Annotated in this window: 13 protein-coding genes; 6 read left to right on the top strand and 7 right to left on the bottom strand. The window is 68.3% G+C overall.

Features of this window, described 5'->3' with window-relative positions; genetic code table 11:
* Window positions 1–29 precede the first annotated feature (29 nt).
* From MKL20_RS21590 to MKL20_RS21565, 6 genes are all read right to left on the bottom strand, one after another.
* Window positions 30–593 (bottom strand): PaaI family thioesterase, encoded by a 564-nt coding sequence (locus MKL20_RS21590; RefSeq protein WP_244038384.1) that lies wholly within the window; start codon window positions 591–593, stop codon window positions 30–32.
* A 138-nt stretch (window positions 594–731) separates the two neighbouring features.
* The gene (gene fabF, locus MKL20_RS21585) at window positions 732–2,024 is read right to left on the bottom strand and encodes a beta-ketoacyl-ACP synthase II (RefSeq protein ID WP_244038383.1); all 1,293 of its coding nucleotides are present in this window, start codon (window positions 2,022–2,024) and stop codon (window positions 732–734) included.
* A 147-nt stretch (window positions 2,025–2,171) separates the two neighbouring features.
* Window positions 2,172–2,714, bottom strand: coding sequence for a TetR/AcrR family transcriptional regulator (locus MKL20_RS21580; protein WP_244038382.1), 543 nt, complete (start codon window positions 2,712–2,714; stop codon window positions 2,172–2,174).
* 253 nt (window positions 2,715–2,967) lie between these two features.
* Window positions 2,968–6,075 carry an efflux RND transporter permease subunit gene (locus MKL20_RS21575; RefSeq protein WP_244038381.1) on the bottom strand — a complete coding sequence of 1,036 codons (3,108 nt, stop codon included), beginning with the start codon at window positions 6,073–6,075 and terminating at the stop codon, window positions 2,968–2,970.
* Window positions 6,072–7,157, bottom strand: a complete 1,086-nt coding sequence (locus MKL20_RS21570; protein WP_244038380.1) for an efflux RND transporter periplasmic adaptor subunit — start codon at window positions 7,155–7,157, stop codon at window positions 6,072–6,074. Before MKL20_RS21570 ends, MKL20_RS21575 begins: the two co-directional genes overlap by 4 nt.
* A gap of 1,024 nt (window positions 7,158–8,181) precedes the next feature.
* On the bottom strand, window positions 8,182–8,934 hold the full coding sequence (locus tag MKL20_RS21565; RefSeq protein ID WP_244038379.1) for a L,D-transpeptidase: 753 nt from the start codon (window positions 8,932–8,934) through the stop codon (window positions 8,182–8,184).
* A gap of 286 nt (window positions 8,935–9,220) precedes the next feature.
* Here MKL20_RS21565 and MKL20_RS21560 point away from each other — a divergent pair, with 286 nt between their 5' ends.
* The 6 genes from MKL20_RS21560 (at window position 9,221) to MKL20_RS21535 (ending at window position 14,597) form a co-directional block, all read left to right on the top strand.
* Entirely contained in the window at window positions 9,221–9,937 is a 717-nt protein-coding gene (locus tag MKL20_RS21560) for a protein phosphatase CheZ (RefSeq protein ID WP_243964721.1), read from the top strand.
* Between the two features lie 81 nt (window positions 9,938–10,018).
* Window positions 10,019–12,085 carry an excinuclease ABC subunit UvrC gene (gene uvrC / locus MKL20_RS21555; protein ID WP_244038378.1) on the top strand — a complete coding sequence of 689 codons (2,067 nt, stop codon included), beginning with the start codon at window positions 10,019–10,021 and terminating at the stop codon, window positions 12,083–12,085.
* A 73-nt stretch (window positions 12,086–12,158) separates the two neighbouring features.
* Window positions 12,159–12,758, top strand: a complete 600-nt coding sequence (gene pgsA / locus MKL20_RS21550) for a CDP-diacylglycerol--glycerol-3-phosphate 3-phosphatidyltransferase (RefSeq protein ID WP_163006196.1) — start codon at window positions 12,159–12,161, stop codon at window positions 12,756–12,758.
* Between the two features lie 38 nt (window positions 12,759–12,796).
* A complete protein-coding gene (gene moaD / locus MKL20_RS21545; protein ID WP_243964711.1) occupies window positions 12,797–13,048 on the top strand; it encodes a molybdopterin converting factor subunit 1 in 252 nt (83 codons plus the stop codon).
* Between the two features lie 444 nt (window positions 13,049–13,492).
* A complete protein-coding gene (locus tag MKL20_RS21540) occupies window positions 13,493–13,723 on the top strand; it encodes a hypothetical protein (protein ID WP_243964703.1) in 231 nt (76 codons plus the stop codon).
* Between the two features lie 175 nt (window positions 13,724–13,898).
* Window positions 13,899–14,597 (top strand): ribonuclease activity regulator RraA, encoded by a 699-nt coding sequence (locus MKL20_RS21535; RefSeq protein ID WP_243964701.1) that lies wholly within the window; start codon window positions 13,899–13,901, stop codon window positions 14,595–14,597.
* Window positions 14,598–14,643: 46 nt separating this feature from the next.
* Here MKL20_RS21535 and MKL20_RS21530 read toward each other — a convergent pair whose 3' ends face one another.
* Window positions 14,644–15,666 carry an MDR family NADP-dependent oxidoreductase gene (locus tag MKL20_RS21530; protein ID WP_244038377.1) on the bottom strand — a complete coding sequence of 341 codons (1,023 nt, stop codon included), beginning with the start codon at window positions 15,664–15,666 and terminating at the stop codon, window positions 14,644–14,646.
* Window positions 15,667–15,794 lie beyond the last annotated feature (128 nt).

Below are 15,794 nucleotides of genomic sequence, written 5' to 3'. Positions count from 1 at the left end.
CCTCCTCCAGGGGTGCCGGCGGCGCGGTATCAGGCGATCTGGAACCAGTCGGAGACGTCCCACGTCCGGTTCGGCTTCTCCGGTGAGCCTTCCTGGGACATCTCGACGAGGAGGCAGGTCATCGTCGCCGTGGCGCAGGCCTGGCCGTCGGCATCGGAGAGCTGCGCCTCGGCCACCGCCCGCTGCTCCCCGACGTCGATGGCCCGTGCCACCGCGGTCAGGGTTCCCGACGCCGCCGTCAGCGGACGCAGGTAGCTGATCCGGGTGTCGAGCGTCGTGTAGGTTTGTCCAGCCGGCAGGGCGGACTGAACCGCTGAACCGAGCGCCAGGTCGAGCAGGGCGGCCACGGCGCTGCCGTGAACCGGTCCGAAGGGATTGTAGAGGTCGTCGACCGGCTTCCTGCGCACCGTCGCGTCGCCGTCCCGGACCGCGACGTACGCGATGCCGAGCAGTGCCATCGCGGGCGGTGGCAGGATCTCGCCGGCGGCCATGGCGCGGAGCAGGTCGAGGCCGGATCCGACTGGACCGGGCCCGTCGAGGCGCCTGTTTTGGCCTGAGGATGTCCGGTCATCGGCCAGGTCGGTGCTGTTCATCGGTTGCGAACTCCCATGGCCTGCCGGGGCTGGCGGAACCGGGATCGACCGGCCCACCAGGTTCAATTAATATGATGATCAACATCTATTCGAGCATGGATGACGCGTCAACCGCCATGAAGTTCCAAGAGCGCCGGATCAACCTCCAGGCGTGGCGATCTCTCGACCGGGGACGATCCGTTTCAGGACGATGCTGGCGTTCACGCCCCCGAACCCGAAGCCGTTCGACAGCGCGTAGTCCACGGATGCGCGTCGAGCCTCCGGTCCGATGAGGTCCAGGCCGGCGGCCGCCGCGTCGGGATCGGTGAGATTGAGCGTCGGCGGGAGGACGCCCGCGCGGAGCGCCTGCACCGTGATGACCGCCTCCAGGCCGCCGGCCGCACCGAGCAGGTGACCGGTCGCGGACTTGGTCGAGGAGATCGCCGGGCCGGCCTCGCCGAAGACGGATCTGAGTGCCGCCAGTTCGCCCGCATCACCGACCGAGGTCGCAGTCGCGTGCGCGTTCACGTAACCGATGGCGGCCGGTTCGAGCCCCGCCATGGCTAAGGCCGTGGTGATCGCCTGGCGGGCGCCGCTGCCATCCGCCGGTCCGGCGGTCAGGTGGTAGGCGTCGGCGCTGGTGCCGTACCCGACCAGCTCGGCCAGCGGGACGGCACCCCGTTCCAGCGCATGCGACAGCGTCTCAAGCACGAGGATGCCGGCACCCTCGCCCATGACGAAGCCGTCGCGACTTCGGTCGAACGGGCGCGAGGCGGCTGCCGGGGTGTCATTGTAGGCTGTCGAGAGGCTGCGCGCCGCGGCGAAGCCACCGAGGGCGACGCGGGTGACGCACGCCTCCGCACCGCCGCAGACGACGACATCGGCCTCGCCGGCGCGGATGAGGCGCATGGCATCGCCGATAGCCTGGACGCTCGCCGCGCAGGCGGTGACGGGAGCCCCGAGCGGTCCCTTGAAGCCATACCGGATGGAGACATGGCCGGCGGCCAGGTTGACCAGGAAGGCCGGCACCGTGAACGGCGACAGGCGCTGCGCGCCGCGGGCGCGCACGGTCTCCACGGCGTCGGTGATGGTCTGGAAGCCCCCGATGCCGGAGGCCACGATGGTCGCGGTGCGTACGCGCTCCCGCTCGCTGGAGGGCTTCCAGCCCGACTGTCGAAGCGCCTGGTCCGCGGCCACCAGCGTGAACTGGATGAAGCGGTCCATCTTGCGGCGGTCCTTGACCGGGATGAGGGCGTCCGGATCGAACCCCTCCGGGTCCTCACCGATGGATGGCACGAGCCCGGCGACCTTCGCGTCGATGTCGGGGACCAAGTCGTCCGGCAGGCGCCGCAGGCCTGACCGGGACGCGATCAGCCGACGCCACATCCCCTCGACGCTGCAGCCCAGCGGCGAGACGACACCCAGTCCCGTAACCACGATCCGTTCGCGCATCGGTATCCTCTCGCAAAGTTTGGCCGCGCGGCGTGCGGCGCACGGCACATGCGGGTCCCGATTGGGCGATCCGGGGCGCTGGGTTAGGTCGCCGGGGACGCGCTCATGGGGGCGCGGGCCGGAACCGCCGGCCCGGCCCCGTCGACGTCACGCGGAGACGGAAGCCTGCGCCGCCTGGATCAGTTCGCTCGCCAAAGCCTCATCGTCGACGGCCCGCGCCAACACGACAGCGCCGACAATTGTCGACAACGTCGCCAGGGACCGCTGCCTGCGGCGCTCCTTGGCGACCCTGGGCGTCAGGCCGGCGAGGATGGAGGCCATGCGCTCCACACCGTGCGTGAATCGCGACCGGACGGGGCCGCCCCGCGGCTCCCGCGCCACGTCGTTCGCCAGGGCCGCGAGAGGACAGCCTATACCGGGCGACTTCACGTGCGCGAGGGACAGGTAGTTGGCGAGGAGAATATCGAGGCTTCCGCGGCGATCCTCGGACAGCGCGGTGTCGAACGCCTCGGCCGCCAAGGCCTCCTTGTTGGCGAACTGGCCGTAGAAGCCGCCATGGGTGAGGCCGGCGGACGCCATGATATCGGCGACCCCAACGCCATGGAGACCACGCTCCCGGAACAGCGACGCAGCGACTTCGACGACACGTTGGCGGTTGAGCTTGGCCTGCTCCTGCGAGACTCTGGGCATTGCCTGATCCTTCGACGGTCCTGATGCCTATATAAAGGCAGGCCGTCATCTAAAGAAGCCTTGGACCACGGGTCGTCTCCTGTGGCGGGTTGCGCTCTGGAACCGAGCGCGCCGAGGGATGTCTCGAAGGTCGACCGACCGGCCTGCGTAGGGGGGGCATGAACGCAGGCCGGTCGACGCCTCGCACGTTCCATCGCTGAACGTGCGATCCTGGGATGCCCCGCCTTCGGGGCATGGACCTTGGGATCCCGGGTCAGGGCTTGGCCGGGACCGGCACCGCGTCCGAACCGGATGCGACGCCCGCCGCGATCGGTTCTCGTCCGACCCGGAACCAGAGGGCGTAGAGAGCGGGCAGGAACAGCAGGGTGAGCAGGGTCCCGACCCCGACGCCGCCGATCAGCACGTAGGCCAGCGCCCCCCAGAACACGGAGTGCGTCAAGGGGATGAAGGCCAGCATCGCCGCCGCCGCCGTGAGGATCACCGGACGGGCCCGCCGCACCGTGGACTCGACGATGGCCTCGTAATCCGACAGGCCGGCGGCGCGGTCGTGGTGAATCTGATCCACCAGGATCAGGGTGTTGCGCATCAAGATGCCCGACAGCGCGATCAGGCCCAGGATCGCGTTGAAGCCGAAGGGCTGGTGGAACAGCAGCAGGGTCGGCGCGGCCCCGACAAGGCCGAGCGGCGCGGTGGCGAACACCATGAACATCGTCGTGAACGACCGGACCTGGAGCATGATGACCGTCAGCGTCACGATCAGCATCAGCGGAAAGACGGCCACGAGCGCGTTCATCGCCTTGGCGCTCTCCTCCACCGCCCCGGCCGTGTCGATCCGGTAGCCGGGCGGCAGCTTCGCCTTGATCGCATCGAGCTGCGGGAAGATCTGCGCGTGGATGTCCGGCGGCTGTTTGCCGTCGAGCACGTCGCCCTGCACGCGGATGTAGGTCTCGCGGTTGTAGCGCTTGAGCACCGCATCCTCGTTGCGGCTCTCCAGGTGCGCGACCTGCGAGACCGGCACCTGGCGCCCGTCATGCGTGGTCAGGGTCAGGTCGCCGATCTCGCCGAGCGAGCGTCGCTCGGGGCCGGGGCTGCGCAGGAGCACGTCCACCGAGCGCAGGTTCTCGCGCACCTGGGTCGCGGGCGTCCCGTTGAGGTAGCTCTGCAGCTGCTGGCCGGCCTCCTTCGGGGTCAGGCCGATCAGGCGTAGGCGTTCCTGGTCGAGGACGAAGTGCAGGCTCGGGGTCTTGTCGCCCCAGTCGAGATGGACGAGGCGCATGTTGGGGTTGGCCATCATGACGTCGCGGACCTCGGCGGCGATGCCGCGGATCACGTCGGGGTCCGGCCCGACCACCCGGAAGGCCACGGGGAAGCGGATCGGCGGCCCGAACACGATCTGGAGGACTCGCACCCGCGCCTCGGGGAAGAGCCCGTCGCTCACGAGCTTGCGAAGCTTGATCCGGAGCGCGTCGCGGGATGCGGCGTCGGTGGTCTGCACGACGATCTGCGCGAAGGCGGCATCGGGCAATTCCGGGTCGAAGGAGAGCACGAAGCGCGGCATGCCCTGCCCGATGTAGCTCGTGATCTCGCGCGCCTCCGGGAGCCCACGGACGGCCGCCTCGACCGCCTTGACGCTGGCTTCGGTCGTGGCGAAGGCCGAACCGGTGGGCAGGGTCACCTCGACGATGAGTTCGGGCCGCTCCGAATTCGGGAAGAACTGCTTCTCGACCTTGCCCATGCCGACGACGGCGAGGGCGAACAGCCCGACCGTGATCCCGGCCGCCAGCCACTTGTGATCGACGGAGGCCCGCACCACGCGGCGCAGGCGCTGGTAGTTCCTCGTGGCGTAGATCGCCTCGTGGCCGCCTTCCACTTTCTTGATGTTGGGCAGGAGCTTGACGCCGAGATAGGGCGTGAAGGTCACGGCCACGATCCAGGAGATGATCAGCGAGAAGCCGACCACCCAGAAGATGTTGCCCGCGTACTCGCCCGCCGTCGAGGCGGCGAAGCCCACGGGCAGGAATCCCGCGATTGTGACCAGCGTGCCGGTGAGCATCGGCGCGGCGGTGGCGCTCCAGGCATGGGTGGCCGCCTCGATCCGATCGACGCCTTCCTCCATGCGCACCACCATCATCTCGATGGCGATGATGGCGTCGTCCACGAGCAGGCCGAGGGAAATGATCAGGGCGCCGAGGGTGATGCGGTCGAAGTCGCGGCCGGTGACCATCATAACCACGAACACGGCCGCGAGCGTGATCGGGACCGCGAGCGCCACCACGATGCCGACGCGGAAGCCCAGCGCCACGAGGCTGACGACGATGACCACCGAGAGGGCGGTGAAGAACCTCACCATGAACTCGTGGATGGCGTCGTCGATGACCTTGGCCTGGTCGGTGATCTTCGTGAACGCGATGCCCGTCGGCAGCTCGTGGTGGATCGCCACCTCCTCGGCGTTCAGCGCCTCGCCGAGCGCGAGGCCGTTGAAGCCGGGTTTCATCACGAGACCCAGCATCAGGGCCGGCTCGCCGTCATTGCGGATCGCGAAGACCTTCGGGTCCTCGTAGCCGCGCTTGACCTCCGCGATGTCGCCGAGCTTGAGGCTTCGGTCGCCGGCTGCCACCGGCAGGTTGCGGATCGTGTCCAGGCCGTCGATGGCGCCGTCCAGGCGCAGGTACACCCGCGGGCCGGCGGTCTCGACGAAGCCCGCCGGCGTCACGTCGTTCTGGTTGGCCAGCGCCGCGAGCAACTGCTGCCCGGTGATGCCGAGCGTGGCCAGACGCTGGTAGGAGATCTCGACGAAGATCTTCTGGGCCTGCTCGCCCAGGATGTTGATCTTCTCGACGCCCGGCACCCGCAGCAGCCGCTGGCGCAGATCCTCGGCCCGCAGCACGAGATGCCGGTGCGGCAGGCCCTGGGCCTGGAGTGCGTAGAGGGCGAAGTAGACGTCCGAAAACTCGTCGTTGAACAGCGGCCCCATGACGCCGCGCGGCAGGGTGGAGGCTTGGTCGGATAGCTTCTTGCGAGCCTGGTAGAACTCCTCCTGCAGCCTTGCCGGCGGCATGCTGTCCTTGAAGTAGACCTTCATCAGCATGAGGCCGGGCCGCACCGTCGTCTCGACGCGGTCGTAGTAGACGAGCTCCTGCAGGCGCTTCTCCAGCGGGTCGGCCACCTGCCGCTGGATCTCCGAGGTCGTGGCACCGGGCCAGGCGGCCGAGACCGCCATCGTCTTGACGGTGAAGGCCGGATCCTCGGCGCGGCCGAGCTTCTGGAAGGCGAAGAAGCCGGCGGCGGTCACCGCGATGATCAGGAAGAGCGTGACCGCCCGCTCGCGGACCGCCAGGGCGGAGAGGTTGAAGCCGGTCATCGCGCGACTCCCGTCAGGCTCGGGGGGGCTTGGCGCACCGTCTGGCCGGCCTTGAGGAGATGGGCGCCGAGCGACACGATGCGGTCGCCCGGATTGAGGCCGGACACGACCTCGGCCCCTTCCTCGGACAGGCGGGCGACGGCGACCGGCTGGGCCGCGACGGTCTTGGTCTCGGTGTCGAACTTCCAGACTTCCGAGCCGTGCCCGATGTCGAACAGGGCCCCGAGCGGCACGTCGACCGACGCGGCGCGCCCGGCATCCGTCGGCTTGAGCCGGAGCGTCACGGTCGCCCCGAGCGGCGCATCCTCGCCGCCGCCCGACAGGATATAGCGCGCCCGGTACGTCCGGGTGGCCGGGTCGGCGGTGGCCGACAGTTCGCGTAGCCGGGCCGGATAGGTCGTCTCGCCCTCGGCGTAGAGCGTCGCCGAGGCCGTGCCCCGGGCCAAGCGCCGGCTCGCTTCGGGCAGGAAGACCTCCGCCTCGCGCGCCCCGTCACGGGCCAGCTTGACGACGGTCTGGCCGGCGGCGACGACCTGCCCGGGCTCGGTCGGGACCTCCATCACGACGCCGTCGGCATCGGCCTGGAGTTCGGAATAACCGGCCTGGTTGGAGACCTGGCTTGCCTGGGCCTCCGCGTTGGCGAACTGGGCGATGGCGGCGTCCGCGGCGGCCTTGTTCTGGTCGTAGGTCTGCTTCGAGGTCCAGCCGTCCCCGACGAGCTTGCGGCTGCGCTCCTCGTCGGCCTTCGCCTTGATCATCTGCGCCCTGGCCGCCTCGACTGAGGCGCGGGCCGCGTTGAGCGCCAGGGTAAAATCGGTCCGGTCTAGGCGCATCAGCGGCTGCCCGAACCGGACGTGGTCCCCCGGGTCGACGAGCCGCTCGAAGATCTTGCCGCCGACGCGGAAGCCGAGATTGCTCTCCGTGCGGGCGCGGATGACCCCGGTGTAGCGCGCGATCGCCCCGGTCCCCGGGCCGACCTCGATGGTCTGGACCAGCGGCGGCTCCGGAGGCACCGCGGTTTCGGCCGGCGAGCATCCCGCGAGGGCCAATGCGGAAAGCCCGAGCATCCATCTCGCGTCCATTGCCCGCCTCCCCTGCATCCCATCACGACGCTAATATGATGATCATCATTTATTGCGCGTGGGCTTGGTCGTCAATGGCCGAACGAAGCCATGATCGGGCGTCGGACGTGGAACCCCCGCCAGACGCCCGCATGGTCAGCAGCTTCAGCGACGCGATTCAGGTGCGCTGGTTGCGGTCCTACGGGAATTCGAAGTTGAGCGTCGCGTTCTCGGGCCCGTAAGGCCGGAGACGGTGGCGATGCGGTGTCGGTCGCGGTCGCATTCCCAACGTCTGGGCGGACGAGCCGCGTCGGACGATCGCCAAATCCCTCGCCGGTCCGTGCATCGACCACGCCCGCCGTAATCTCCTGCGGATCGGCGTGGGAGCGTCACCCGTTTTGCAAGCGGGCTTCATTTACAGAGATGACGACTGAATTGTATGATGAAGTGGGATCACGATCGGCGCTCTTCGCGCACCCAGCTCTATATAAATGTCTGCAGTTACAACAAAGAGTTGGCGGCATATATTCCGGAGGCGCGCTTCATCACAGGCCCACTGCTGCGATACCCACCACATCCTCTTCGAGGTCGCGGGCGGGGCCGGGCCCATGAATCCGTTCGCAGCCGCCGTGCGCGCCACACGCATGCCGATGACCATCACCGACCCGCGGCGCGACGATAATCAGACCATCCTCGCCAATCCCGCTTCGCCCGGCTGACGGGCGACACCCTCGAGAAGATCATCGGGCACAACAGATCCACGCCTTCGGAATGCTTCCTGAGGATGACGGCGACCGTCCGCTGGTAGCTCGGCTCGACCGTTACGCAAGACGATGTCTCCGCGCTGTATGAGCTTAGCGGATACGCCGAAGGCAAGGCCACATCTTGGGCGTAGAACCTCGTTCGCGACCTAGACGCGTGGAGGACCAAAAGCCTTGAACGGTCAGCCGTTTCTCGCACGGTCACGTTCTTGCGCTCTGAGGCTTTCGACGGAGCCGACAAACTTCCGTCTCCTACCGACAGACGTCCCGCGCTCGCACAACTCTCAAAGAACCTCGACCCGGGCTCCCACCGGGACGCGGTCGTAGAGATCCATCACATCCTCGTTCATCATCCGGATGCAGCCCGACGAGACCGACTGGCCGATCGTCCCCGGCTCGTTGGTGCCGTGGATGCGGTAGAGCGAGGAACCGAGATAAAGGGCGCGCGCGCCCAGCGGATTGTCCGGACCGCCCGCCATGTGCCGCGGCAGGTCGGGGCGGCGGGCGAGCATCTCGGCCGGCGGTGTCCAGTCCGGCCACTCGGCCTTGCGGGTGACGGTCTTGAGGCCGCTCCAGGCGAAACCCGGCCGGCCCACCCCGATCCCGTAGCGCAGAGCCCGCTGGCCGGGCTGCACGAGATAGAGGTGCTTGACCGCGGTATCGATCACGATGGTCCCGGGCCGCTGCGGACCGGCGAACGCCACCTCTTGGCGCCTGTATTCCGGACCGACCTCCCGGGCGATGCGGGTCGGATCCGCCTGCGGCACGCCGTAGGCCTGCTGCGGCGGAGCGGCCTGGAACGGCTCCGGCTCGGCGGGCAGCAGTTCGCCGGAATACGCCGCGACCCGCTGCTGAGCCGCGGCGCGCTGCGGCCAGCCGCGGCCGCCCCCGCCAGCATGACCGGTCACGAGATACTCGATCAGGCCGCCACCATAGCCGCCGCTTTCAGCGTAACGCGCCTGCTGCGCTGCCACAGGGGCGCACAGCGAACCCGAGACCACGATCGCACAGAGACCAAGACGGACCGAACCACGCATCGTCGGACGCTCCCGCGGGGGCAAGCCCCCCGATGCGCGAACGATCCACCCGCGGGCGGCCGTTTCGGTGAATCAACATGGTGAATCACGCCGGTCGCGCAGGGTCCACCCCGAGGATGCATAATTAGCGTGAATCGCTAGTAAAATGCCGCCGGCCACAACCACCGATAGGTCAAATGTCCCGCACGCATAGGAATCGACGGCGGACGAGCTTGGCAGTCACAGTCCGCTAACCGATTGTGGTAGAGAGTTCGCACCACAGATCCTGAAGGCTCACGCCCCGACGATGACCCAGAAGCGCTATCGCATCGAAGACAGCCTCGGGCTTCCCGCGGTTTTGCCTGCAGCACCAAATCCGGAGGTCTCGAACGAGCGTCTGGACCAGATCCTGGGCGCGATCCTGGACCTGCGCCGCATCACCCAGATGAGCGCGGACGAGACGATCGAGACGTGCCGGCGCGAACTGCACGACGCCCTGGCGATGCGCTCCGAGCTCGACCTGATGAAGGAGGCGATCACCCGGACCAAGTCTGAGCTGGCGACGCTCCACCGCTCGGAGAACAGCGGCAAGGGCATGCGCCGGGCGGCGGACGAGCTCGACGCCGTGGTCGAATCGACCGAGCGCGCCACGACGCAGCTGCTCAACGCGGTCGAGGAGATCGAGACGAATGCCGGCATGCTGTACACGGCGAATCTGCCGCCGGGCATGAAGCAGCACGTCGATATCATCCAGGAGCGGGTGATCTCGGCCTACGAGGCCTGCAACTTCCAGGACCTGACCGGCCAGCGGATCAACAAGATCGTCGGCGTGATGAAGTTCATCGAGGAGCACCTCGATCGGCTGATCGAAGCCTGGACGCAGTTGGACAGCTTCCGCGATCTCATCACCGTCATGCCGGTCCCGACCGCGCTGGACGACGAGAGCAGCCTGCTCAACGGGCCGAAGCTCGACGACGATCCGGGACACGTCGACCAGAACGACATCGACTCGCTGTTCGACTGATTCGGCCCGGCAGGGTCGGCGCGGCAATTTTGTCGGCCGACCCGGTCCCCCTCGGGGTCAGGAACGCTTAGATCTGCGGGTATGAACCGCAGAGCCCTCTCAGACCTGCCCCCCGACACGTTCGACGATGGCCGCGACGCCGAGCGTGACGAGAGCGCCGGCGAGCCCGAGGCCGCGCTGCCCGCCGAGGATTCGCCGGAGATCGATTTCGATTTCGATCCGGGGGCGGTCCAGGCCGGCACGGAGGTGATCCGCCGCTTCTGGTCGACGCTGCCGAACTCGCCCGGCGTCTACCGGATGTTCGATCATCGCGGCGATGTCCTCTATGTCGGCAAGGCCAAGAACCTGAAGGCGCGCGTCGGTTCCTATGCCCGCGGCCAGGCGCATTCGAACCGCATCGCCCGGATGATCTCCCAGACGGCGGCGATGGAGTTCGTCACCACCGCCACCGAGACCGAGGCGCTGCTCCTCGAAGCCAACCTGATTAAGCAGTTGAAGCCCCGCTTCAACGTGCTGATGCGGGACGACAAGTCGTTCCCGTACATCCTGGTCACCGCCGACGGCCCGGCGCCGCAGATCGTGAAGCACCGCGGCGCACGGCGGCGGAAAGGCAATTATTACGGTCCCTTCGCCAGCGTCTGGGCGGTCAACCGCACGGTGAACGCCCTGCAGCGCGCCTTCCTGCTGCGCACCTGCACCGACAGCTATTACGAGAACCGCAGCCGGCCGTGCCTGCTGTTCCAGATCAAGCGCTGCTCCGGCCCCTGCACGGGCGAGATCGGGACCGACGATTACGCCACGATGGCGGATGCCGCCCGCGCGTTCCTCGCGGGCAAGTCCAACGCCGTGAAGGACCGGATGCGCGCCGAGATGCAGGAGGCGTCCGAGGCGATGGAGTTCGAGCGCGCCGCCCGCTACCGCGACCGGATCGCGGCGCTCTCGGCGATCCAGGGGGTCCAGGGCGTCAACACGCAGGGCGTCGAGGAGGCCGACGTGTTCGCCCTCGACGAGCAGGCCGGGCAGTTCTGCATCGAGGTGTTCTTCTTCCGGAACTTCCAGAACTGGGGCAACCGCGCCTACTTCCCGAAGGCCGACCGGTCGATGACCCCGGAGGAAGTGCTCGGCTCGTTCATCAGCCAGTTCTACGACGACAAGCCCGCGCCCCGCACGGTGTTGACCAGCCACCCGATCGAGGATGCCGAGTTGGTCGCTGCCGCCCTGTCGAGCCGGGTCGATTACCGGGTCGAGATTCACAAGCCGAGCCGCAGCGAGCGGAAGAACCTCGTCGAGTATGCCCAGCGCAACGCCAAGGAGGCGCTGGCCCGGCGGCTCGCCGACACCGCCTCGCAGGGCAAGCTGCTGGCGGCCCTGGGCCAGGCCTTCGGCATGGACCGGACGCCGCGGCGGATCGAGGTCTACGACAATTCCCACATCATGGGCACGAACGCGGTGGGCGGGATGATCGTCGCCGGCCCAACCGGGTTCATGAAGACGCATTACCGCACGTTCAACATCAAGTCGGAGGAACTCACACCCGGAGATGATTACGGCATGATGCGCGAGGTCCTGCAGCGCCGCTTCAAGCGCCTCGTCAAGGAGGCGCCGCGCACCGAGCGCGAGGCCGCCGTCGCGGCCGCAGAAGGCGCGGACGCGCAGCCGGTCCCGGCGCCCGCCGAGGACGGCGAGGCGTTTCCCGCCTGGCCGGATCTGGTGCTCATCGACGGCGGCAAGGGCCAGCTCGATGCCGCCCGCACGGCGCTGGACGAGATCGGGGTCTCGGATGTCCCGCTGATCGGCATCGCCAAGGGTCGCGACCGCGATGCGGGACGTGAGACGTTTTTCGTGCCGGGCCGGCCGCCGTTCAAGCTTCCACCGCGCGACCCGACCCTCTACTTCGTGCAGCGGCTGCGCGACGAAGCCCACCGCTTCGCCATCGGCAGCCACAGGGCCAAGCGCAAGCGTGAGATGATCAAGAATCCCTTGGACGAGATCGCCGGCATCGGCCCCAGCCGCAAGCGCGCGCTACTGCACCATTTCGGGACCGTGAAGGCGATCGAGCGGGCCGCCTTCGAGGACCTGGCCAAGACCCCCGGGGTGAATGCCGCGACCGCCCGCGCGGTCTACGATTTCTTCCATGCCGGCGCCTGAGGATCCCGTCGTCTCGGCCGCGCCCGCGGTCGAGACGTTGACGCCCGGGCCAAGCTCTGATTTCACCCCGGCCATGAACGCCGTCCTTCCCCGAAGACGGTCGCCGGCCTGGACGCTCGCGAATTGCCTGACCTACGGGCGCCTCGTGGCGGTGCCGGTGATGGTCGCGCTGCTGTTCTGGCCCGACTCGCACACCGCGCGTTGGACGGCGCTGGGCGTTTTCGTGGCGGCTGCGATCACCGACTACCTCGACGGGTACGTCGCGCGGACCTACCACCAGAGTTCGGCGCTGGGCCGGATGCTCGACCCGATCGCCGACAAGCTGCTGGTCTCGGCTTGCCTGCTGATGCTCGCGGCCGACCACACCATCGTCGGCTCGTCGGTCTGGGCGGCGATCGTGATCCTATGCCGGGAGGTGCTGGTCTCCGGCCTGCGCGAGTACCTCGCCGAGCTGAAGGTCGGCGTGCCGGTCAGCAAGATCGCCAAGTGGAAGACGACCGTGCAGCTCGTGGCGCTCGGCTTCCTGGTGGCCGGCCCCGCGGGCGAGCGGGTTCTGCCCGGCACGGAGGCGATCGGCCTCGCGCTGCTGTGGCTCGCCGCCGCCCTCACGATCTGGACCGGCTGGGACTATATGCGAGCCGGGATCAAACACGTGATCGACGACCCGCGCTGACGGCGCGGTCCGCGATCCCTTTCCGGCACGGTGACGCGATGAAGCTCGTCTATTTCGCCTGGGTCCGCGAGCGGATCGGCCGCGCCGAGGAAGAGCTGGCCCCGCCGCCGGAGGTCGCCACCGTCACCGATCTGGTCACTTGGCTGCGCGGGCGCGGCGAGGAATACGCCTACGCCTTCGAGGATCCGGGCGTCGTCCGCGCGGCCATCGACCGGGCCCATGCCAAACCAGATGCGATGATCGCAGGCGCCGGCGAGATCGCGTTCTTCCCGCCGATGACCGGCGGCTGACAGCCTGTTTGACCAATCTGTCCCATCCTTGCCCTCATCCTGAGGCGACGGAGCGAAGCGGAGGCCTCGAAGGAGGTCTCCAGCCGGCCGCGCGATCCCCGAATGGCTCCTTCGAGGCTCGCTGCGCTCGCACCTCAAGGATGAGGGGAGAGAATGGGATATCTTGTGCTCGGACCCGTCTTCCGACCGAGATCGCGATGTCAAACAGGCTCTGAGCCCGCGGAAATCCCGGCACGTAGTCCGCCGCTCTTGAAAGAAAGGCAGTCCCGGGGTCTTTCACGGTGTCGCTCCGGCCGCGTTTCAAGCCGAACGGCACGTGGGCCGAGCCGCGTTCCTCTACGGGTTCGGCCCGCTTTTCAGCATAGTGTCCAACCACCAGAAATTGCGGAACGCTCAAGCTGGGGCCGCCGTTACTCGGGACCGAAATCGGATCCGGAGTTTCCTATGCGCCAGACGTTCCTCGCGGCCGCCGCCCTGCTCAGCCTCGGCGCCGCCGCCCAAGCCCAGACCACCGTGATCGAGCGCGACCGGCCCGCCGTGGTGGTTGATCGTCCGGCCACCGAGTCGAAGTCCGTCACCGTCCACGATCACGGCGACGGCTGCGTCACCAAGACGGTGCGCAAGGAAGACGAGATGGGCGACTCGAAGACCGTCAAGAAAGAAACGTGCGACTGAGCACGGCGTCGCATCCGGCGATTGGCATCGAAAGGACGGCGCTCGTCGCCTGATTCGATGACACCGAAAGAACGTAGCAAAACAGCGACTTAAGGCTGTACCCGATCGGATCGCAATCGGGTACAGCGATCGGCAGCGGGCAACACCGTCCGCCCCAGCCGGGAAGGATACGCCGATGTCGAGCGACGCCCAGATCGTCGAGACCCTCTCGAAGGTCACCACCGCCACGATCACGACGATCCTGCTGAAGAAGGGGCTGCGCAACGTCTGGCTGCGCGGCACCCGGCCCTTGCGGCCCGGTCAGCCCCGGATCGTCGGCCGCGCCTTCACGTTGCGCTTCGTCCCGGCCCGCGAGGATCTCGCTACCCCCGAATCGTGGTCGTCCCCGACCTCCACCCGGGCGGCAATCGAGGCGATGCCGGCCGGCTGCATCGCGGTCGTGGACGCGATGGGCGTCACCGATGCCGGGATCTTCGGCGATATCCTGTGTGCGCGCATGGCCAAGAAGGGCGTGGCAGCCCTGGTCACGGACGGCGTCGTCCGCGACGTCGCGGGAGTCCTGGGCACCGGCCTGCCGGTCTGGTGCCAGGGCGCGGCCGCCCCGCCCTCCGTGGCCGGCCTGACCTTCGTCGCCTGGCAGCAGCCGATCGCCTGCGGCGGCGTCGCGGTGTTCCCCGACGACGTGATCGTGGTGGACGAGGACGGTGCCGTGCTGATCCCCGCGGCCCTGATCGACGCCGTGATGGAGCTTGCCCCGGAGCAGGAGCGCTTCGAGGGCTGGATCATGGAGGAGGTCGGCAAGGGTGCGGCGCTCCCGGGCCTCTACCCGCCGAACGCCGAGAACAAGGCGCGCTACGAGGCCAGCAAGGGCTGATCCCACGAGTCTTTCGCCTACGGGTGCCGAGCGGTAGGATCGCTCGTCACACCTCCACCATGACGAGGCCCCTGAGCCGGCCTTCGCAGGCGTCGTGCAGGGCGCGGGGCGCGTTCTCCAGCCCGGTGACCGTCGAACAGGCGAGGTGGAGCCCCGCTTCGCGCTGCCAGGCGATCCATTCCGGGAACGCCTCCGCATAGTCCCGGTCGGCGCTGTAGCCGCGCAGGGTGACATCTCTGAGGATCAGCTGGAACGAGTCGAGCTCCACCGGGGCGGCGATGCTGGCGCCCGCGACGTTCAACTCGGCGGTGAGCGCACCGAGCAGGACGAACCGCGCACCCGCGCGCGCGGCGGCGGCGGCAGCGGCCAGCTGCTCGCCGCCGACCATGTCGACGAACACGTCGACGCCGTCCGGCGCCGCCGCCTTCAGCTGATCCGCGATCGGGCCCCGATTGCGCAGGATCACCGCGTCATAGCCAAGATCAGCTTTCATCCAGTCGGCCTTGTCCTGGGTGCTGGTGCTGCCGATCACCCGCGAGGCGCCGAGCCGGCGGGCGATCTGCCCCGCCATCGACCCGATCGCCCCCGCACCGCTCGAGACGAAGACCGTGTCGCCCGGCCGAATCCCGATGCCGCGTGTCAGGGCGGCATAGGCGGTCCAGCCATGGCCGAGATAGGCCGCCGGCTCGATCGGCCCCCGGCCCAGCGCGACGCAGCTGGCGGCATCGACGACGGCATAGTCGCGCCAGCCCAGGGGATGCGAGACGAACGCGCCGACCTCGAACCCGCTGCCGGCCGGGCAGGCCACGACCTCGCCGATTGCACCATCCGCCAGCGCATCGCCGGGCTTGAGCACCGGGAAGGGAATGCCCTCGACCGCCTGCGCATCCGGATTGGCCATCAGCCGCGTCGAGATGGAGATGCGGAACCAGCGATTGCGCACGACCAGATCGTTCGGGCCGGCTTCGGGTAAGGCCGTCTCCACGATGGTAAGATCGCGCGGCTGGATCATTCCATCGGGATAGGCGAGGAGTCGAACTTCGCGGCAACGCTCGACTGCACGGTTCATGGCGTGTTCCAGGATGAAGTTTGCGGGCCGCGTGCAAAGCCGCAGCAGCCGGGGCAACGCCGGCCTAACAAAATGACTGGCGGTCAGTCAACTGTGATCCGTGGACTCCGCTCAACGTTGTGCTCGCC

It is taken from the genome of Methylobacterium sp. E-066 (genome assembly GCF_022829635.1).
Classification (GTDB): Bacteria; Pseudomonadota; Alphaproteobacteria; order Rhizobiales; family Beijerinckiaceae; genus Methylobacterium.
This window is presented reverse-complemented; position numbering and strand designations above follow the sequence as displayed.